The organism is Vibrio tritonius (genome assembly GCF_001547935.1).
Taxonomy (GTDB): Bacteria; Pseudomonadota; Gammaproteobacteria; order Enterobacterales; family Vibrionaceae; genus Vibrio; species Vibrio tritonius.
Window position 1 is genome coordinate 1,383,620 of record NZ_AP014635.1, and the last position, 20,861, is coordinate 1,404,480.

A 20,861-nucleotide genomic window follows, 5' to 3' on the forward strand; every position below is an offset into this window, starting at 1 on the left:
AAAAGCGACTCGTTACCTGCTAATGCATGAGTGAATGCTTTTGTTTGAGCAGGCAGGAGCTAAAAAGTGATTTAACTCATTCATTATCATATTTTTTTACGATTCTATCTAGTTCGCCGTTACTGCGAATGAGGCGTAACCCACGATTAAACGCCTCGATATACACTTTGGCTTTGGGATTTGCTTTCCCTGACGCAACGTATAGGCCGCTGTAAGCAACATTAGGATAGATTTTGGTAAATAAATTAGGAGGAATTTTGTTTTTACGCATTGTCCATAGTGCGACGCGATATTCCTCAATGAACATATCGATTCGGCCATTCATTACTTTATGAATGTTGGTCAGCAAATCAGAGGCCTCGATACGCTTAAGCCAAGGTGACTGTAAAAAATCGTCATCGTAGGCGTAGCTCTTAATGACACCTACCGTTTTGCCATTGAGATCTTTGTAGGTTCCCCACTCAAATTGGTTATCTTTCAGTGTGACAAGGCTAATTTCGTTATAAAGATAAGGGTCAGAAAAGAGCAAGGTATCTTTACGGGTGTCTGAGTACCATGCTGCAATCACCACAACATCACGCCCATGTTCAGCTTCTTTCAATGAGCGAGACCATGGCTTAATCTCGATCTGAATATCGTAACCTTGAGTTGCATATGCAGCTTTAACGATGTCGACAGAGAGCCCTGTCGGTGGATTACCATCAATCACGTAGGGCGGCCACTCATTTTGCAGCCCGATGATTACCTGGGAATTTGCCAACGAAAGTGGGCTAAAGAGTAGCCAAATTACGCCAAGGAATGTGTAAAACCAATTTAGCACTGTATTGACCTTTCGTGAGGATACCTCGAAAGTTTAACCATTAACTCAATATTTTGCTGAGTATTTTTTGATTCGGCGTGTGGGATTTGAAAGTGTGATAGAGCCCGCTCAATAGATAGCGAGCTTTATCTTGTAGGTCGGTTTTTTTACTTAAAGCTTGTTTGTTATTTAAAGCTTGGCGCTTTATAAAAATGGCTTTCGATCATGCGTTCGGTAATCGGGTGTTGGGGATTAGACAGAACCTCTTGGGTATCACCAAATTCCACCACTTCACCTTCGTGCATGACCATGACTTTGTCGGTAATGTGTTTCACCACACCAATGTGCTGAGAAACATAAACAAAGGAGACGCCCATCTCTTCTTGTAGCTCTAAGAAGAGGTTGATAATTTGCGAGCGCATGGCCATATCTAAACCATTAAGTGCTTCATCTGCAATAATGATTGAGGGTTGGAGGACCAGAGCTCGAGCCAAACAAACACGTTGTTTTTGCCCTGTGGCAAGCATTTGTGGGTAGAAATAGGCGTGCTCAGGCAGTAGACCTACACGAACTAAAGTGTCTTTTACTCGGCGTTGGCGGTCTTCCGGGGCCATGTTGGTATTTCGTTTTAAAGGGCCTTCTAAAATATGCCCAATCTGCAGCCTTGGATTTAGCGAGGTGTTTGGGTCTTGAAAGATCATGCGTATGAGCTTACAGCGTGTTGCATAGTCTTTATGTTCCAATAGCTCGCCGTTAACACGAATTTCACCGCTAGAGGGTTCTATCATTCCGGCTAACATGCGAGCGAGAGTGGATTTTCCAGAGCCATTTTTGCCGATAAATCCCACGGTTTGACCTGCTTCTAAACGAAAGCTTACGGGTTTTACTGCATGATGAACGCGTTTACGAAACAGACCAGAGCGGGTCACGAACTCTTTCGATAAATTATCGACTTCTAAAAGAGAAATACTCACAGTGACTTACTCCATATTGAGCGGGAAGTGGCAAGAGAATTTATGGTTTTTGACCCACTTGGTTTGTGGTACTTCAACACATTGGCGCTGCGCGTAAGGGCAGCGAGGTCCAAGACGACAGCCAATCGGTAAATGCTGCAATGGAGGAATAGAACCAGGTAGTGATTGCAGTTTCTGCTTTGGCGGAATCCAATCGCTAAAATCGGGCATGGCCTTTAAAAGCGCAACGGTATAAGGGTGCTTAGGATATTCCAGCAAGTGTTGGGTTTCTGCTGATTCTACCGATTGCCCGCAATACATCACGGTAATGCGAGTTGCCCACTGTGTAATGGTATTCAAATCGTGCCCGATCAACATAATCGAGGTATTGTTGACCTGATTCATTCGGCTAAGCAAACGCAAAATTTGCGATTGTGTGATGGGGTCTAAGTCATTAGTGGGTTCATCGGCAATCAGAATTTTGGGTTTGGCTGCAATTGCCATGGCGATCATGACTTTCTGACACTCACCATCGGTCAGTTCATACGGGTAGCTTTCCATGATGCGTTTATGATCTTTAATACCAACTTTATGCAGTAGGGCGATCGCCTGTTTCTTACGCCAGCCAAATCGTTGCCACCAGCGCCCCTCAAAGGTTCGAAATGGAATAGACTCAATCAACTGTTTTCCTACTTCATCGGAAGGGTCCAAACAGGTTGAAGGTTCTTGAAAAATCATCGCGATATCTCGAGCAATAACACGACGACGCTCACGAGGCGTGAGCTGCAGTAGGTCAACGTTACCTAAACGCATCCGGTCAGCTGTGATGCGCCAGTTTTCTTTGGTTACACCGACAATGGCTTTCGCTACTAAGCTTTTCCCGGACCCTGACTCTCCCACAAGACCACGGATTTCTCCTTCACTCATCGTCAAGCTCATTCGGTCTACGGCTTTGACAATTCCTTGCGGCGTATCAATTTCAATCGTGAGGTGACGAATATCGAGAATAGGCATTATTCGACTCCAGCGTTCAGTGATTGGCGAATACCATCACCGACTAAGTTAATGATCACCACTGTGACCATGATGGCGATACCCGGTAGAGTCACCGTCCAAGGTGCAAGGTAAATCAGTTCAACCGAATCCCCCAAGATGGCACCCCATTCGGTACTTGGGGCTTGCGCGCCAAGACCGAGGAAACCCAGAGCGGTAATATCCAAAATAGCGATGGTAATTGCCATAGTAAACTCTGCCACAATCATAGGCAAAATATTGGGCAATATAGAATGCCAAAATAGATAAAAATCGGAAGCGCCATCTAAGCGTGCTGCCATGATGTAGTCTTTTTCTACTTCGGTGTGTACCGCAATGTAAACCGAACGAACGAAGCGTGGAATTAGGGCTAAACCAATCGCAAGTAACACATTCATTTCTCCAAAGCCCAAGAAAGCGACGAAAATGATCGCCAGCAGTAACGATGGGATGGACATAACCGTGTCAAACAGGTGATTAAGGGTACTTGAGAGTAAGCCGCGAGTCATACCGGCTAAGAAGCCGATTGAGCAACCGATGAGTGCTGACAGTAACGTCATTAACGCCGAGGCACCAAAGGTGAGGCGAGTGCCGTCGATCAAACGTGAGAGAATATCGCGCCCAAGGTCATCTGTGCCGAAGAAATAGTCTACGGTCCCCATCGGCTCCCAGGAAGGCGGGAGCAACAAATGACTGCTTTGTGCATGAGGGTCGTGTGGTGTTACCCAAAGTGAAAGAATGGTAATTAAAATTAAAAGCCCTAAACACCATAAGCTGAACATACTGAGCTTATCGGCTCGGTAGCTACGCCAAAAGCGCTGAAACTGTGTAGGAATATGCTCTTCTTGGTAAATGTTATTTGTTAGCATACCACTCTTTCCTTACCAGCGGATTGACCATAGCACCGATCAAATCTGAGAGAATGATGGCGGTTAACACTAGCGCTCCCACCACAATTACACCGGCTTGAATAGCCACATAATCTTGGCTTGATAAGGCATCAAGCAACCAACGGCCAATCCCGGGCCAATCGAATATCGATTCTGTAACGATGGCTAAAGTAAGCATACTCGACAACTGAACGCCGAATTTAGGTACGATAGGCGGAATTGCATTACGTAAAACATGCTGGGTTACGATTTCAAAATTGGACAAACCCTTGATTCGTGCGGCACGAATATAGTTTTGTGACATCACATGCGAGACGGACGTGCGCATTAAAGTAATGACTTGAGTGGTTGGGGATATCGCTAACACCAAGCAGGGCAAAATCATATGTTCAATGACGCTTTGCAAAGCATAACTGCGAAATGGTCCTTGTGCTAAAAACGCATCAATCAGCGAGAAACCGGTGACCCGTTTTACATCGTATAGCAGGTCATAACGTCCTGAGACTGGGAAAAATTGATAATGTAGTGAGAGCACCATAATCATCATCAAAGCGACCCAAAAAATCGGGGCTGAGTAGCCAGACATGGAAACGAATTTAATCAGGGTATCGACCCATTTACCTTGTTTCATTCCTGCAACCGTACCTAGGGGAATGCCGACCAGCAGAGAGAAAATAAAGGCAATGACGCACAGTTCCATGGTGGCAGGGAAGACCATGGCTAACTCTTTTGCAACGGGGATGCCGTTTTTATTGGTGCCAAAATTGAGGTGGGTGAGTTCACCTAAATAGACAGTCCAGCCAGACCAATAGCCCTGTTGTGACCACGGTGAAAAAGGATCAAGACGCAGTAGGCTATAGCCCACTAGAGTTAAAATTAGCAACGTAATCAAAAACAGATTAAAACGTCGCACAGTATAGATAAACATTACGGTTGAACCCTCTCTACGGTATTGAAGGGTTCGAGACTAAAGGGAGTCATGTGTAGGCCAGTCAACGATTTGTTATAGGCGATAAATTGCATGCCATGTGCCAAAGGAATCACCGGAAACTCTTGATTTAAAATATTTTGTGCTTGTCTGTATAAGTTAAGACGATATCGAGGTCGATCCACTTCGAGCGCCAAATCGAGCAAAAAATCAAAATCACTATTACACCACATGGAGTAGTTCAATCCTGCTCGATTCGCATCACAAGAGAGCATGGGACGTAAGAAACTATCTGGGTCACTGGTGGTGCCTTCCCAACCGGTGAGGATTAGATCCACACGTTCCCGGTCTGCTAGTTCAGTACGTTCTAAGCGGTCTTCTGGTATCAGGGTTAACTTTATACCGACCTCAGCCAGATTAGACTGGATAAGTTCAGCAGTTTTACGTGGGCTGGGATTATACCTACGTGGTTGTAAAGGTACAGTCATAGTTAATTCAAGACCTTTATCAAATCCAGCGGCGCGTAACAATCCTAATGCGTAGTTACGGTCGTAACGTATTTGTGAATGGTCTTTTTCATAAGCCCAGGAGTTGGGTGGCAACATATTGTATGCGATGCTACCAGAACCATAGAAGACCGAGTCGAGGATGTTTTGACGGTTTAATGCAAAACTGATGGCTTCACGCACACGCACGTCATTTAGCGCGGCATGGGTGGTATTGACAGCAATAAAGGCGACGTTCATCGCCGGAGTTGATGATAATGTGATGTTTTGCTGTTTTTTAATGGTTGGAATTTGGCTTGCAATAGGAGAATTGAGCACATCACATTCTGAACGTAACAGCTTAGCTAAGGTCCCGGTCCCGCGTTGTGAAATATCAAACACCACCTGCTCCATCTTAGCTACACCGTTCCAATAATGAGGGTGGCGTTTTAGGCGCACGTAATCGTGAATTTGGTAATCATCAAGATAAAAGGGCCCTGTACCAACAGGCAATGAGTCGATTTGGGATTTCTCGTCTAAGAGGCGTAGTTTGCGTGCGTATTCTGCCGATAAGATCACCGCATGTGGCGTGGCGATATTGGCTAGAAAGCTATTATCGGGACGGCTCAACGTGAATTTTACTCTATGTTCGTCAAGCTCTTGAACATCAACCAGCAAATTTTGGAAATCAAGGCTGGTAAACCACGGATAAATCCCGTCGTTAACATAGTGATAGGGGTTAGTTGCATCAATAATTCGGCGAAAGCTGAACACGACATCTTCAGCATTCATTTTGCGGCTTGGCGTAAACCAACGAGTGGTTTGAAATTCAACATCATCCCGTAAGGTAAAAATGTACTCGGTTCCTTCGAGATTGACGGTCCAATCTTTTGCTAAGCTAGAGGTCAACGATAACGTGGTTGGATCAAGAGTCAGTAAGGTATTGTATATTTGTGGGCTAAGCGCATTGGCGGTCAATTCATTGTCCACTAACTGTGGATTGAAAGTCGATAAATTACCCTGACCGCAATAGATGAAGCCAGTTTGCCGAATTTCACTGTGGTCTTCCGTTTTATCGCCGCAGCCTGCAAGCAGGCTTAAAGTACAAATTCCTAACGTGATTTTGATTAATGATTTCATATCGCCGATGCGTTAGAGAGTTAAGGTCATAGCCGAAACTGTGCCTCAAAGTCTCATCAATTTATCAGTTTTATGCAACAAAACCAAAAATAGCCACGATATTTGCTTTAGAGATGCAACCCTAATCGCAATCGAACTCCATTTATGGCGTTGTTACACCCCAGGTTTTGTATCACTTTTCGGTTGCTTTAATTGCGTGTTTACGCAATATGCCTCGCAGTTGATGATAGCTCAGCCCCAGCAATTCAGCGGCATGTCGTTGATTAAACTTAGCTGATTTGAGAGCTTGGTTAACAATCGTGCGCTCGTTTTCTTCTTGCCACTGTCGATAGTCAATGGGAAAGTTGATGTGTGGATTTGTCTTTATTTTGTCGTGACTAGTTTCATCGATGTTGTCTGAATTGGACAAATCGACAGTGGGTTCTCTTATCCATGGCGTGATAAAGGGGTCAAATATCAATTCTTCAATCGGTTGGTCAATTTCGCCATGCTGATAAATGGCCCTTTCTACGACGTTTTTAAGTTCTCGAACATTACCAGGCCAGGCGTAACTCAGTAGGGCCTGTTGCGCCGAGTGGCTAAAGCCGACAAAAAATGGCAATGACAGTTCGCGACACATGCGCATCGCAAAGTGCTCGGCGAGCAACAATATATCGGCGGTCCGTTCACGGAGTGGGGGAAGAAACACGACGTCAAATGCTAGGCGATCGAGCAGATCAGCGCGAAATCGTCCTTGTTTCGCTAGAGTTGGCAAGTCGGCGTTGGTTGCACAGACTACGCGTACATCGCTTGTAAGCGATTGTGAGCCACCGACACGCTCGTATTGACCATATTCGATTACTCGCAGCAGTTTTTCTTGCACCACCAAAGGCGCGGTTGCGAGTTCATCCAAAAAGAGTGTCCCACCTTCAGCGCGTTCAAACCGACCTTGGTGACGCTGCTTTGAACCAGTAAAGGCGCCATGTTCATGGCCAAACAGCTCCGAGTCGATTAAACCTTCACTCAATGTTGAGCAGTTTAATGTCACCAACGGTTGTTGCCAGCGAGGGGAAAGATAATGCAGACGTTCTGCGATGAGCTCTTTCCCTGTTCCTCGTTCGCCAATAATCAGAATGGGGCGGTTAATTCTCGCTAGATGGGACACTTTATCTAACACCGCGTGAAAGAGCGGTGATTCCCCTATAGGCGTATTTGGCATACGTACTCCTGATTCTGATAGCCAAGGTAATCTCCTTGGATATGTGAGAGGTTTATTTGTTGTGGTCAATCAAATAGAGCGTGGCGAAATTCACCACTAGTTAGTTAATTTATCCATGCGGTGAGGTGTTTTTTCAAGTGGTATTTTTTAACTACATGAAAAATAACAACTATTTTTTTGGCATTGTTCTTGTATTGACTAATATGTGAAAGCGAACTGAGCAATGAAGGGTTCGTTTATGTTGTGATAGGGTCGAGGTTAGCTGCAAAACGGCAAATCATCGACACCATGTAGTTAGTGATTCAAAGGAGTAAAGTATGGGTATTTTTTCTCGTTTTGCAGACATAGTGAACTCGAATATCAGCTCTTTGCTGGATAAAGCGGAAGATCCAGAAAAAATGATTCGCTTAATCATTCAGGAAATGGAAGACACGCTGGTGGAAGTAAGAACGCATTCTGCCCGCTCTCTCGCGGACAAAAAAGAATTGGTACGTAAAATCGCCGGGGTTGAGCAGCAAATCGCCGATTGGCAAAATAAAGCGCAACTAGCGTTAGCCAAAGAACGCGAAGACTTGGCGCGTAGTGCGCTATTGGAAAAACAGAGAGTGACCCAAGTTTTAGCCGGGCTGCGCACTGAATTTACCTTGGTTGAAGAAACCATTGAAAAGCTCACCAATGAAATTGCCAAATTGGAAACGAAAATCAGTGAAACGCGTGCTAAACAGCAAGCATTGATTATTCGTAATCAAAGCGCGCAGAGTCGCCGTGATATTCAGCGTCACTTGCATACCCATAAAACAGAAGATGCCATGGCTAAGTTTGATCACTACGCACGTCGAGTGGATGAGTTAGAAGCCGAAGCGGATGTCTATGCGCAATCGAACACTAAAAATTTGGAGCAGGAATTTGCTGAACTGCAAGCCCAAGAAGAAATCGATAGTGAGCTAGCTAAACTAAAACAAGCATTGCAAGATAAATAATTTTACAATAACAACAATGAGATACAGAGGCGGTAACAAACATGATGTCATTTTTGATGGTAGGCCCATTGATGGTGTTTATCTTAATTGTCGCACCATTATGGTTAATTCTGCATTATCGAAGTAAACGGAATTTCAGTGATTCATTGAGTCACGATGACTATGAGCAGTTGAATCAACTCAGCGAAACATCACGTCAATTGCAACAGCGTGTACAAACACTAGAAAAAATACTGGACGTGGAGTCACCAAATTGGAGAAATCACTATGAATAAAACACCGCTTTATAGGGATCCTCGTAATGGCAAACTTACTGGTGTGTGTGCCGGTGTGGCTAACTTCTTTGGGTTAGAGCGCTGGTTAGTTCGTATTTTAGTGGTATCAGCAACCTTGCTTGGTGGCGGGTTTTTAGTGATTTTACTGTATATCGCGCTGTCATTAATGTTAGAAAAGCAGCCTTATATGCAAAATGAATACTCAACGCATACCATCAAAAGTAAACCCTGGGAACAGGGGAAAACGGCGAAACAGCTATTGGAAACGATTGACCGTGATTTACAACAAGTGGAAAGCCGTGTAAAAAAAATGGAAGCTTATGTGACGTCAGAAGCTTTTGATGTCAATCGAGAGTTTAATAAATTGTAATGTTTAAAAGACCCCGTTTAATACCTAAACGGTTCTCTTCCAAAGCATGGCGAACAATTCAACGAGGGAAAGTGAAACCCATGTCATCTTCATCAGTTAATTCAAAGGATTTGAAAATAAACACAACAGAAACCAACGTTTCTAACGAAGAAACGGCCAAACCCGTATGCGCTTGGGCGATGAACCATCCCCTTGAAAGAGAGTATCACGACCGAGAGTGGGGCAACCCAGTGCATGATGATACGATACTGTTCGAGTTTTTGACCCTAGAGGGGGCGCAAGCTGGATTAAGCTGGCTCACGGTACTGAAAAAACGGGAAGGCTATCGTGCGGCATTTTTGCAGTATGATATTGCAGCTTTGGCGCAACTTGACGATTCAGCAATCGATGGCATCATCGCTCAATATGACGTGGTGAAACATCGAGGTAAAATTGCTTCTGTTTTTTCCAATGCGCGCGCGGCATTACAACTACAACAAGAGTTTGGTTCGTTAGATAGCGCCCTGTGGCAGTTTGTTGGTGGGGAACCTATGGTTAATCACTGGACGCAGCAGCATCAGGTCCCAGCATCGACCGAACAATCTAAAGCCATGAGCCGTTTTCTCAAAAAACGTGGTTTCAAATTTGTCGGTGAAACCATTTGTTATGCGTTCATGCAAGCAACCGGAATGGTGAATGACCATTTGGTGGATTGTCCTTGTCGATAGGGATAATGGCGCTTTTTACACCACGCACAAACCAGGCACGCTAGCTACCGATCATTTATTTTTTACCTTATTAATGATCGTTATCAATGATCGTTTGATGTTGCGTAGTACCCCATCCATTTAAATTAAACATGAATAACAAGATGAAAAAAATCAATATTGTCGGTACTAGTGGCAGTGGTAAGTCCACAGTTGGTCAAAGGTTGGCAGCAAAACTCAATATTCCCTTTATAGAAATGGATGCACTGTATTGGAAACCCAATTGGCAAGAGCCTTCTGATGAAGAGTTCTTTGCCCATTTAGCAACTGCATTACAGCAAAATAGATGGGTTTTAGATGGAAATTACAATCGGACTGTGGCGATTAAATGGGCTGATGTCGATACGGTTATCTGGATTGATTACAGTTTTGCCAGAACACTATTTCAGGCAGTAAGACGTGCGATTGTGCGCTCTTTAGGTCAAAAGGAAATTTGGGCTAATACGGGTAATAAAGAGAGCTTGCGTAAGGCATTTTTCAGCAAAGACTCGATCATTCTCTGGACATTAAAGACCTACAAAAAGAATAGAACACGTTACCAAGCTCTATTGGATGACCCCAATTACAGTCATATTCAATTTGTCCGATTAACCAGCCCAGCCAAGGTGGATGCATTTATTAACCAGATGTCGGTTGATTAAGTGCCGTGATAGTCAGCGCCAGTCTTCTTATTTCATCTCTCTCAAAACTATCCAATTTAATCGTATCCTAAAGAGAGTATGCAATAGTTTACTCCCATAAGCAATTATTTGCTCAACGTTGGCAAATAATTGCTTATGATGATAAAAATAACATTATAACTATATAATAATGTTGGTTTCGTTATTGGCATCATTAATGCTTTAGTGTTAAGCGGCACAGAATAGTGCCTAACTTACTAAAATAAAGGATTTTGCAATGCCAACTCCATGTTATATCTCAATCGAAGGTCAAACTCAGGGGCTAATTACTGCTGGTGCATGTACATCAGATTCAATTGGCGATTCTTACGTAGAAGGCCATGAAGATGAAATGCTAGTGCAACAATTTGATCACGTAGTGACAGTTCCGACTGATCCTCAATCTGGCCAGCCTTCGGGTCAACGTGTTCACAAACCATTTAAATTCACAGTATCACTAAACAAAGCTGTGCCACTGCTATACAACGCATTGGCTTCAGGTGAAAAGATGTCTTCAGTGACACTAAAATGGTACCGCACTTCTATTGAAGGTAAGCAAGAAAACTTCTTCACAACGACTTTAGAAAACGCATCTATTGTTGATATCCGTTGTGAAATGCCACACTGCCAAGATCCATCAAAATCAGACTTTACTCAAAACCTAACAGTGTCTTTGACTTACCGTCAAATCACTTGGGATCACGTAAATGCGGGTACTTCTGGTTCTGACGATTGGCGTAAGCCTGTTGAAGCATAAGTGATTGTCATAGATGCAATTGCTATCTAACTTGCTTAGATAAAAGAAAAAGCGTCGAGATTCTCGGCGCTTTTGTCGTTATGTTTGGGGCTAATGTGATTCGTATTCCAAATCAGACAGTATTGGCATAGTCCTTAACAAAGGGGTGTTTATCACACCATTATTTTTAGGTATTTGAAATAGGCTAAACCCGATAGCGTTACTTACTTCAGAGCTATGGCGTTTAGGTTATTTAAGTACAACATATTGGCTAGGGGTTATCATTCAATGGCAACATTAGGCTATACATTTACCGTCGATGGTCAGGATGAGGAAGCGTTTCTTGTCGTAAGCTATGAGGGACAAGAGTCTATTTCAGATTCAGTCATGCAATCGGGAGCGCCTTGTTTTGGTTTCCGCTACCATTTGGAATTAGCAAGTCGAGATGACACTCTAAAACCTGAGAATATCGTAGACAAAACCGGCTTACTTACTGTGTGGCGTAATGGTGAACCGGTTCAGTATGTTCACGGGGTGGTTCGTCGTTTTTCGTTAGGCGATATTGGTCATCACCATACTTTTTACAAACTCACTCTAGTTTCATCATTAGAGCGCTTATCTTTGCGCCATAATAGCCGGATATTCCAAACTAAAACGGTTCAAGAAATCATTTCTTCTCTGTTAGATGAAATGCAAATTACCGCTTATTCGTTTTCTCTAAAACGTACCTTGGCTCAACGTGAGTTTTGTGTTCAATATCGAGAAAGTGACCTCGAATTTGTTCACCGCCTCGCCGCAGAAGAAGGGATCGTTTATTACGTAAAGCATGAAAAAGGTAAGCACACTATTGTTTTTACCGACGATACTTCCAAGTTAAAAAAATCAACAGAAGTGCCTTATAACGGGCTTTCTGGGGGAGCAATTGATACGCCTTATGTTTCAGCTGTTCATGTTGATTACCAGAGTGAATCGAGCAGCGTTGTGATGCAAGATTACAGTTTTAAAAAGCCATCATATGGTTTTTTACAACAGCAAAAAGGCCAAAATCTCGATCATCAACAAGCGATCTATGAGCATTACGATTTTCCAGGACGATACAAAGATGACACGTCCGGTAAAGCGTTTAGTGAATATCGTATGGAATACTTGCGCCGAGATGCGATTTCAGGTCATGGCGAGTCTAATGAGCCTAAATTGCAAGCTGGGGTGAAGTTTGCCCTAACCGATCATTTGCAAGATTCAATGAATCGTGAATGGCTCGTGACGGTTGTGACTCATCAAGGCTCTCAACCACAAGCATTAGAAGAAGAAGCTGGCAGTGGTGCGACAACGTACGCTAACCAGTTCCAATGTGTTCCCGGAACAACATTATGGCGCGCGGCGCCTCAGCCAAAACCTCAGGTTGATGGCCCGATGATCGCTAAGGTGGTTGGCCCCGCAGGAGAAGAGATCTTTTGTGATAAAGATGGCCGCGTAAAAGTGCATTTTCCGTGGGACAGAGAAAGTCAACAAAACGAAAAAAGCTCTTGTTGGGTACGGGTTTCTCAAGGCTGGGCTGGCGTTCAATATGGCTTTATCGCGATTCCTCGCATCGGGCATGAAGTGATCGTTTCGTTCTTAAATGGCGATCCTGATCAGCCGATTATCACAGGGCGAACCTATCATGCCACCAATGTCGCTCCTTATGTCTTGCCCAATCATAAAACACGTACGGTGCTGAAAACCCAAACACACAAAGGTGATGGTTCGAACGAAATTCGTTTTGAAGATGAAGCGAGTATTGAGCAAATCTACATTCACGCACAAAAAGACCAAGATATTGTGACTAACAATATTCATCGTGAATCGGTAGGGGTTGATCAACATACCCGTATTGGGCGTCATAAATACGAGATGATCACAGAAAATGAGCATCGGTTAGTGGGTAAAAACGTCACCGAAGAATATGGGCAAGATCATCACCAAAAAGTGGGTCGCAATATTGTGCAGCGCGTGTTGGGCAAAGTCAGTCGTTATATTACTGGCGGGGTGATCAATAAGATTGATGGTAGTTCGGTGACCCAAGTGGCCGCTTCTGAAGAGAAAGAAATCGGCGCGAATCAAAGAATTAAAGTGAATAACGAAAGTTATCTCAACGCCAAAACCGTGGTGTTAGAGGCAAATAGTTCACTGACTATTAAAGGGCCGGGCGGTTTTGTGAAAATCGATAGTGGGGGCGTTACGATCTCTGGAACCAAAGTGAAAATCAACGAGGGTGGCTCTCCTGACACCGGAACAGCGCCAACTATGGTCACGCCAGATGACACAGATAAACCGCAAGAACCCGATAAACCGGATCAAAGGGGTTAAGTATGCCTAAAGCAGCAAGGCTTGGTGATACTGCTGGTGGACACGGATGTTTTCCACCAACCGTCATTATTGCCGGTAGTTCTGATGTATCCATTAATGGTAAACCGGCTGCTCGAAAGGGGGATGCCGCTCTATTACATGCATGTCCGTGTCCTTATGTGGTTCATGGCGTGCATGGTCGAACGATCAATGCTGGCTCTTCAACTGTGTCGATTAACGGTAAACCTGCAGCCCGTGTGGGCGATGCTTTTGACTGTGGTGGTTCAGTTGCTTCTGGTTCGGGAGACGTTTTAATTGGCGATACGCCTTACAGTTCCACAACGCAATCATGTGGTGAAGGAGCGGCGCAAGAGCAATCTACATTCTTAAAGATATTGCCATTGGCCGAACCCATATCAGCCGTCTGGAATAGCCCTGTATTCTCTCCCGATATGTTTAATGAAATGATTCAGGACCAATTAACAAGTACGACAGTGGATTTAGCGGTAGATAATACCTTGTCGAAATCTGCTTCAACGTCAGCAAGTTCTAGCAAGTTAACCAGCAGTTCGAATAACAACGCTAGTTCGATCTCTTCTACGTCAAAAGTGTGAGAGTAGAGAACGTGCAGCTATTTTCACTTGTAGAACCACATCCAAATTCGCTATTCCCTGTGCTCGATAACGCTGAGGGGAAATTGGTGTATTTGTTATTTGAGCAAGCGCTCTTTCCGACCGCCAAAGAATTCTGGGACACGATGCAATATCGAGATGATGTGCAGTGGTGCTCTTTGGTGGCAGGTACGCCACTGGCTTATTTGGAAAAGGTGGCTCCCATGTTGATTTCGGTAACAGATGGTAACCCCGGAGAAACCTTGTATTACTGGCTGTGTGAAAACGAAGATTTAGTGGAGCGTTTCGGTTTTGTGGGGGTATTTGATGGTTCATTTGAATCGCTGGCACGACATTGGCAGCGGTGGGTTAATTTTATCAGTGCCGACGAAAAAAACATGATGTTGCGTTTTTATGATGAAAAAGTGCTGCCTCGTTGGTTTGAAATATTAACACCTGCGCAAAAGCTGGCTTTTATTGGTCAGCATGAGGCGGTTTACTATCTCGATTCGAGAAGATGGCGTCATCCGGTTGCGTGAATGTGAAATTAAGCAAGGCTCTGTCAAACGTGATGAGCTTAGTGAAGAAGATACTGTGAGCTTTCCGATTACGCTCACTCAAGAGCAGCATGACCAATTTTACTATCCTGAACAGTTACAAAGGATTATTGATCAAACCTATCGCAAAATTGCCCCTAACTCGGCGTGGATCTTATCTAGAGAAAAGGTGGCAGAGCGGTTCTACGAGGGAATGGAGATAGCAACCCAGCGATATCGAGATGTATCCAAACTGGATGCTCAAACCTTTGCGTTATATCGCTTTTATATCGCTGACCGTTTCTATGAACACCCCCTATTTCTGCAAATGTTGGGTCATTTCACACTGCGCAAAGCGATCGGCAAGTTTTATGAAAAAGTGCAGGCAGGTGAGGTTGAGCTTGAAGACTACCGCACGGAATTTTGGTTAGACATTGAAGGCGAGGCAAGATTATTACCATGAACGAACATCTAAATGGTACCGCTCTCGTTGCGATGGGAGACTGGGAGAAAGACCTGCGACAGCCGGGATGGTTTATTATTGCAGATGCTGCAATCAACAATAATGTACGCAGTTTGGTCGCCGATGACAGAGCGACCGAACAACGCCTTTATTGGGGACAAATGGGAGAGCAACATGCCTCCATTTCTCCCTACTTATTGCCAATGCCTGAGTGGCAATGGTTGAGTGACAATATTACTTCCATACCCCATTGGGGTGTAGCCGTACAGCTTCATGAGTCTTTTCATTCTTATGATCTAGATGACCAAATTCGATTGGTGATGCAGCATTTTCGCGCATGGACATTGGCTGAGCTGCCAAACCAAGATACCGTCATTTTGTGATTAACCGATTGGGATATTTTTAATGTGTTGTGGAACGCCACAACAAACGAGCGCCTTGCTGAGCTGCAAGGGCCAATTCAAACAATCGGATATTGGTCAACTGGGGAGGACAATGCCATGGTGCGCCGTTGTGACTTCCCACTCTCCGCGATACCTATGGTGATGCCTAATCGCTTAGATGACACTCAATATCAAGCCTTAAGCTGGTGGAATGAACGGAAGATCTTCCAACAGTATCAGGCTCACCTCTTTCAGCAGCACGAAATCACCCATGATTGGGAACAAGATACTTGGCAAACCTTTATTCAAACCCATGTAACACAGGCACGCCAGTTGGGTTTTCAGCAACAGGCTGAAGTCGCCACCTTTTTAAGTCTAACAGTATTGTTAGGCGATACATTTTATCTCGCCCCTTGGGCGCAAACCATTTTGCAATCGCCCCAATTTGTGGGTAATGAAAGCCGCATGGATCGCTTAGTAGCAGAGGCGGTCAACCATATCGATGAGGAATCAACACCATCATGAGTGACAGTAAAAAGGCCGAATTGTTGTCGAGTGCAGAGGCCGCAAAACAAAACTTTTCTACTGACAATGTGCTTGATGGCGGTTGTGTGGAATGTGGTTGTGAAATTTTTATTCGTTATCACTACGATGATGATAAGCCTATTGGAAATGCTTCCTTTGTTCTAACCGACAGCAATAAAACGGAAATTTCCGGACAAACTGATGCAAATGGGATGTGCAAAGTCACCAACATGGGTTGTGGCGGCTATGAATTGTTGCTTGGGGAAGGGAGTGATGAATTTAAGCCAACTCCCCTTGCTGAGAATAACCCTGTTATACAGCAAAATCCCGAATACGCTGCGTTAGCTGGGGAGTATTTTGCGCTATTTACCTTGCTGCGAAATGCGGGGTGCTTAGTCTACGATGCTGATGACAGCAGCGACCAATATGTCGATGTGGATCGAGACACCTTTAATGTGCCAGATAAATACGAAGCAGCCTATGATCGCTTTTGGCAATTAGACAAGAAGGTTAATCAAGGCCCCGTTGATTTACGCAAAGCGGTCAACAAAATGCACTGCGGCTTAGCAGGAGAATTAGCTGGCCATGCACAAGATAACAGTGCGATCTTGCTTTTCTGCCAAATTGCTTTGGGGTTTGTTCCTGTGGTGGGGCAAGCCATGGACCTCTACGATTTAGGCGATTGGGGTTGGCGTACTTACGAGGGTAATCAATTAGATAATTGGCACTGGGCAGAAGGTGCACTTGTGTTGGTGGGATTTGTTCCGGGGCTTGGTGATGCGACCAAAAAAACCGGTAAAGCGATCATTAACGCACTGAAAAAATCCGATTCACGGTCGATTCAGTTTGCTATCAAAGTTCTACGTGGTTTATCCAACGGTAATATCGTTAAGTACCTAAAAGGGTTAGCTAGCACCTTAAAAGAGTATGGGAAAAAAGCCAGTGAGCTTATAGAGAAAATTATCGATGGCTTGAAGAAAGTTATCAACGAAAGTGACAGCTGGATTATCAAACTCGCTGCGGGCGCCTTTGAAGGCATCATTAAAGCGATGGAAACGCTCGAGAAAAAAATCGATGAAATGATCAATTGGCTTATCAAGCAAGTGGATAAATTCATTGGAAAAGTGACCACGCGAGTGACCGGAACGAGCGCACCGAAAAAAACATTGAAAGATGCTCAGGAAGTCAATGCTGGTACGGCGGACCTAACCCATGGTGATGGCAGCACGGCTGAGGCGAATAAAGCGGGTGTGTCCAAAAAAGAATCTGAAGCATGCACCAATGAAACTGAATGTAAGGGAACAGAACCGATTGATTTGAATACGGGTAAAATGCTAGAAACCCGTACCGATTTCACCGTCGATGGTCTAATGCCTCTCTCTATGACTCGTTATTATCAATCGACAGGTCAACGCGAAGCAGGATTGTTGGGACGTTTGTGGCGCACCAATTGGGATATCAGCTTAGAGATCAATGGCTCAGAGGCAGAATGGGTCGATTATGATCATAGTCGAGCACTGTTCCCACTGCCTAGCGCAGATGAACCAGCACTTTCTATGCGCAAGCCCGGTTGGGTTCTACAGCGGGATGGGTTTGACTTTACCCTGACCAATGTGTCTGGCTTGCAATATCGCTTTGGGTATGCATTGGGCAATACCCTTAAACTGAGCAAAATTACCGACGGGTTTGGTCATGAAACCGAATTCGTTTACGACCGCGGTACACTAAAAGGTGTGTTGTTGGCCGATGGTCGCTATGTCAAAGTCGCGACCCAACACCGCCGAATTGAATCGGTAACCTTGTGTGATGCAAATGGTGAGCCTTTAGAAACATTGGCGACGTACGATTACGATGCGTATGGCAGTTTATTGCAAGTGCGAGCAGGCCCCGGCTGTAACTTTGATTATCAATACGACAAACAAGGTTATCTTATTCGCTGGGATGACTTGGCGCACACCTGGGTTGAGCACGATTTTGACGAACAAGGGCGGGCGATTGCGACACGCTGCTCTGGCGATTTTTGGTGGGATAAAGTGCGCTATGATGATGAGCGCCATATTACTTACCACCATGATGCGTTGGGCGGGGTGGTGCAATACCATCTGGATGAGCGAAACCGCGCCATTAAAGTAGTGGCCGCTGATGGTGCTGAAACCTTGCAAGAGTGGCAAGGTGAGTTGCTTTCAGCCATTGTCAATCCACTAGGAGAGCGCACTGAATACACTTACGATGCGTTAGGTAACCTCACTTCGGTCACATTACCTTCAGGCATTGCTCACCAATATCAATACAATGATGCCGGGCAGCTCACGGCCTATGTTAATCCATTGGGAGCCAGTTGGGCGTTAGAGTACCACGCTGCGGGCACGCTCAAATCGGTAACCGACCCTGATGGTCATCAATGGCATTATGAATACAATGAGCACGGTTTACGCACGTTAAGCCAAGGCCCTGATGGGCTTGCGGTTCGTTATGACTATGACGACTTTGGTCGCTTAGTGCGGTTACGCCCAGAGATGGGTGAAGCGGTGAGTTTTGCTTATGACACGTTAGGCCGCTTAGAATCGCGCACTATCGCCAATCAAACCCGTCGCTGGCGCTATGAAGATGCGCAGCGCATGCCAAGCCAAGTGTGGTATGAAGATGGTACCCACGCCAGCTTTAAATACGACATTGAAGGCAACCTCATTAAGGTAACGGATGCGCTAGGTAATGCATCGACCTTTACTTATGGGGCGTTTGATAAACTGCTCTCGGCGACGGACCCAATGGGTTCGGTCACCCAGTATCACTACAACCCGATGGCGGAGTTTGCTGGGGTCACCAACAGCCAAGGTCGCCAGTGGCGTTATGAGTTTGATGCCTGTGGTCGCATTCATACCGAGCGCCATTACGATGGACGTCAAGAGCGTTACCAATACGACTTGGCAGGGCGGTTGGTGCAACACACCAAACCCGACCAACACGCCTTAACCTACCTCTATAACCAAGATGGGCAGTTAACCGAAAACCACACCTTCGACCCACAGGGTGAACGCACCAGTCGCACTTGGTATGAGTATGACGATGCTGGGCGTTTAATCAGTGCAGAAAACGGCGATATTGACGTGGTGATGCAATACAGCTTGGGTGGCCAACTGTTGCAAGAGAGCTTAGGTGGCGTGCCGCTGACTCACCATTATGATAAAGCGGGCTATCGCGAACAACTGATCGGCACTCACACTCCACGCCAATACCAATGGCAACAAGGTCAGCTAGCTGGGCTGCAAGTGGGTAACCACCAAGCGTTACTGTTTAACTACACCCCCATGGGGTTAGAGCAGCAACGTTTAAATGGTCAAGGTTTTCACCTGCATCACGATTGGGATGAGAAAGGGCGATTACAAGCGCAGCGCTTAGGCACGCAAACTATCACGGGGATGCCACAAGCGTTACGGGAATACCACTACGATAACCTCGACCGCTTAGTGGGCATTGATGATAGCCACTGGGGCAGTGAACGCTTTGAGCTTAACCGAAATGGCCAAATTACCCAACGTACCTTTACGCCACATAAGGGTAGCCAACGCCAATTTGTGACCTTGTTTGGTTACGACAGCGAACTGAACTTAAATGAAACGGCCAGTGCCACACAATACGCCGATAATGTGGTGCCTATTAGCCAAGCGATACTGACCAAAGAAGCACGCCACTACGATAACGCAGGGCGAGTGGTGCAAGTAGGGCGCTTTACCTACCATTACGATGAGTGTGGTCGGGCAATACAGAAAGTTGAACGCAAAGAGGGCTTTCGCCCACAAGCAACCCGCTTTACATGGGATGAGCATGACCGGTTAACCCGGATTGAACTGCCTAATGGTGAGCGCTGGCGCTACCGCTACGATGCCTTTGGGCGACGAGTCGCCAAAGAGTGTGAACAAGGCGCACAAGCGAGCCACCAAGTGCACTATCTTTACGATGGCGCGCAGGTGATTCAGCAAACGCTGAAAACGGCCAATGGTGAAGCCTTACAAAGCACAGAATACATATACGAACCTGGCTCGTTTAGACCGGTCGCGCAAGTTGATACCAACCATACGCTCGCTATTGAAAAACTGCATTACGTGGTGACCGACCACGCCGGTACCCCTCGGGAGCTGTGCGCAGAAGACGGTGATATTGTGTGGCGTGGTGAACAAAGCTTATGGCATCGCCATACCCAAACATTACAAAGTAATGTAAAGCGGCTATTTGAAGATGCAGCCAACGACCCAGTGCACTGTGACCTACGTTATCAAGGTCAGCTTGAAGATAAAGAATCTGGGCTTTACTATAACTTAAACCGTTATTACGATGCGGACAGCGGCCAATACCTCAGCTCAGACCCAATAGGTATGCTGGGTGGCTTGCGACCTCAGGCGTATGTGCATAATCCAATGGAGTGGGTGGATCCGCTGGGGCTGGCTGGACATCCTGATGAATCCAAGTTAGCTAAGCCAGGAGACGATCTATATGTAGGTACATATAATCAAGTCAGGGGAGCTAATATAAGAAGTGGTCTTAATCCAACTCATACTCCACACCATGCTATTCAAAATGCAGCCAGCCCTACAACTCATGGTAAGGGGATAACCATTAATATGACAAAAGAACTTCATGAGTTAACTTGGACTTACAAAAAGCCGATGGTAAAAGGACTGAGTAATCGAGAATATTTGGCTAGAGATATCGTTGATCTTCGTAAAATATTGCGTAATGCTGGCTATGATCGTGACGTTATTAATAGACAATTGGGTGAGTTAATTCGACAAAATAAAGAACTATGGAAAACTATAGAGCAATGAA

At 45.1% G+C, this 20,861-nt stretch carries 20 protein-coding genes and 1 pseudogene; 14 read left to right on the top strand and 7 right to left on the bottom strand.

What is annotated here, in order from left to right; genetic code table 11:
• Positions 1 to 76 precede the first annotated feature (76 nt).
• From JCM16456_RS06235 to pspF, 7 genes are all read right to left on the bottom strand, one after another.
• Complete coding sequence (locus tag JCM16456_RS06235; RefSeq protein ID WP_231894423.1) at positions 77 to 820, bottom strand: substrate-binding periplasmic protein; 744 nt, start codon at positions 818 to 820, stop codon at positions 77 to 79.
• Positions 821 to 984: 164 nt separating this feature from the next.
• Entirely contained in the window at positions 985 to 1,773 is a 789-nt protein-coding gene (locus tag JCM16456_RS06240; protein WP_068713394.1) for a peptide ABC transporter ATP-binding protein, read from the bottom strand.
• Between the two features lie 6 nt (positions 1,774 to 1,779).
• Positions 1,780 to 2,766, bottom strand: a complete 987-nt coding sequence (locus JCM16456_RS06245; protein ID WP_068713395.1) for a peptide ABC transporter ATP-binding protein — start codon at positions 2,764 to 2,766, stop codon at positions 1,780 to 1,782.
• On the bottom strand, positions 2,766 to 3,653 hold the full coding sequence (locus JCM16456_RS06250; protein WP_068713396.1) for an ABC transporter permease subunit: 888 nt from the start codon (positions 3,651 to 3,653) through the stop codon (positions 2,766 to 2,768). The genes JCM16456_RS06245 and JCM16456_RS06250 overlap by 1 nt, the downstream gene beginning before the upstream one ends.
• Positions 3,640 to 4,602 carry an ABC transporter permease gene (locus JCM16456_RS06255; protein ID WP_068713397.1) on the bottom strand — a complete coding sequence of 321 codons (963 nt, stop codon included), beginning with the start codon at positions 4,600 to 4,602 and terminating at the stop codon, positions 3,640 to 3,642. Before JCM16456_RS06255 ends, JCM16456_RS06250 begins: the two co-directional genes overlap by 14 nt.
• On the bottom strand, positions 4,602 to 6,227 hold the full coding sequence (gene sapA / locus JCM16456_RS06260; protein ID WP_068713398.1) for an ABC transporter substrate-binding protein SapA: 1,626 nt from the start codon (positions 6,225 to 6,227) through the stop codon (positions 4,602 to 4,604). The genes JCM16456_RS06255 and sapA overlap by 1 nt, the downstream gene beginning before the upstream one ends.
• 172 nt (positions 6,228 to 6,399) lie before the next feature.
• The gene (gene pspF / locus JCM16456_RS06265) at positions 6,400 to 7,425 is read right to left on the bottom strand and encodes a phage shock protein operon transcriptional activator (protein WP_068713399.1); all 1,026 of its coding nucleotides are present in this window, start codon (positions 7,423 to 7,425) and stop codon (positions 6,400 to 6,402) included.
• 317 nt (positions 7,426 to 7,742) lie between these two features.
• On the opposite strand from pspF, the gene pspA reads away from it, so the two are divergent.
• The 14 genes and pseudogenes from pspA to JCM16456_RS06330 all read left to right on the top strand — a co-directional run bounded on the left by pspA (position 7,743) and on the right by JCM16456_RS06330 (position 20,860).
• Positions 7,743 to 8,405 carry a phage shock protein PspA gene (gene pspA, locus JCM16456_RS06270; protein WP_068713400.1) on the top strand — a complete coding sequence of 221 codons (663 nt, stop codon included), beginning with the start codon at positions 7,743 to 7,745 and terminating at the stop codon, positions 8,403 to 8,405.
• 41 nt (positions 8,406 to 8,446) lie between these two features.
• Positions 8,447 to 8,680 carry an envelope stress response membrane protein PspB gene (gene pspB / locus JCM16456_RS06275; RefSeq protein ID WP_068713401.1) on the top strand — a complete coding sequence of 78 codons (234 nt, stop codon included), beginning with the start codon at positions 8,447 to 8,449 and terminating at the stop codon, positions 8,678 to 8,680.
• Positions 8,673 to 9,050 carry an envelope stress response membrane protein PspC gene (gene pspC / locus JCM16456_RS06280; RefSeq protein WP_068713402.1) on the top strand — a complete coding sequence of 126 codons (378 nt, stop codon included), beginning with the start codon at positions 8,673 to 8,675 and terminating at the stop codon, positions 9,048 to 9,050. Before pspB ends, pspC begins: the two co-directional genes overlap by 8 nt.
• Before the next feature lie 179 nt (positions 9,051 to 9,229).
• A complete protein-coding gene (locus tag JCM16456_RS06285; RefSeq protein ID WP_068715929.1) occupies positions 9,230 to 9,757 on the top strand; it encodes a DNA-3-methyladenine glycosylase I in 528 nt (175 codons plus the stop codon).
• Positions 9,726 to 9,881 carry a hypothetical protein gene (locus JCM16456_RS23605; protein WP_156430466.1) on the top strand — a complete coding sequence of 52 codons (156 nt, stop codon included), beginning with the start codon at positions 9,726 to 9,728 and terminating at the stop codon, positions 9,879 to 9,881. The genes JCM16456_RS06285 and JCM16456_RS23605 overlap by 32 nt, the downstream gene beginning before the upstream one ends.
• A 19-nt stretch (positions 9,882 to 9,900) precedes the next feature.
• The gene (locus tag JCM16456_RS06290) at positions 9,901 to 10,437 is read left to right on the top strand and encodes a shikimate kinase (protein ID WP_068713403.1); all 537 of its coding nucleotides are present in this window, start codon (positions 9,901 to 9,903) and stop codon (positions 10,435 to 10,437) included.
• A 256-nt stretch (positions 10,438 to 10,693) separates the two neighbouring features.
• Positions 10,694 to 11,212 carry an Hcp family type VI secretion system effector gene (locus tag JCM16456_RS06295; protein ID WP_068713404.1) on the top strand — a complete coding sequence of 173 codons (519 nt, stop codon included), beginning with the start codon at positions 10,694 to 10,696 and terminating at the stop codon, positions 11,210 to 11,212.
• A 267-nt stretch (positions 11,213 to 11,479) separates the two neighbouring features.
• Positions 11,480 to 13,540, top strand: a complete 2,061-nt coding sequence (locus JCM16456_RS06300; protein ID WP_068713405.1) for a type VI secretion system Vgr family protein — start codon at positions 11,480 to 11,482, stop codon at positions 13,538 to 13,540.
• A gap of 2 nt (positions 13,541 to 13,542) precedes the next feature.
• A pseudogene (locus JCM16456_RS24440) lies at positions 13,543 to 13,839 on the top strand (PAAR domain-containing protein); the annotation flags it as partial.
• A gap of 305 nt (positions 13,840 to 14,144) precedes the next feature.
• Positions 14,145 to 14,669, top strand: a complete 525-nt coding sequence (locus JCM16456_RS06310; RefSeq protein ID WP_068713407.1) for a DUF4123 domain-containing protein — start codon at positions 14,145 to 14,147, stop codon at positions 14,667 to 14,669.
• On the top strand, positions 14,662 to 15,129 hold the full coding sequence (locus JCM16456_RS06315) for a hypothetical protein (protein WP_068713408.1): 468 nt from the start codon (positions 14,662 to 14,664) through the stop codon (positions 15,127 to 15,129). The genes JCM16456_RS06310 and JCM16456_RS06315 overlap by 8 nt, the downstream gene beginning before the upstream one ends.
• Complete coding sequence (locus JCM16456_RS06320; RefSeq protein WP_068713409.1) at positions 15,126 to 15,512, top strand: DUF4123 domain-containing protein; 387 nt, start codon at positions 15,126 to 15,128, stop codon at positions 15,510 to 15,512. The genes JCM16456_RS06315 and JCM16456_RS06320 overlap by 4 nt, the downstream gene beginning before the upstream one ends.
• 24 nt (positions 15,513 to 15,536) lie before the next feature.
• On the top strand, positions 15,537 to 16,037 hold the full coding sequence (locus JCM16456_RS06325; RefSeq protein ID WP_068713410.1) for a hypothetical protein: 501 nt from the start codon (positions 15,537 to 15,539) through the stop codon (positions 16,035 to 16,037).
• Positions 16,034 to 20,860 (top strand): RHS repeat-associated core domain-containing protein, encoded by a 4,827-nt coding sequence (locus JCM16456_RS06330; protein ID WP_068713411.1) that lies wholly within the window; start codon positions 16,034 to 16,036, stop codon positions 20,858 to 20,860. Before JCM16456_RS06325 ends, JCM16456_RS06330 begins: the two co-directional genes overlap by 4 nt.
• The last annotated feature ends 1 nt before the right edge of the window (position 20,861 follow it).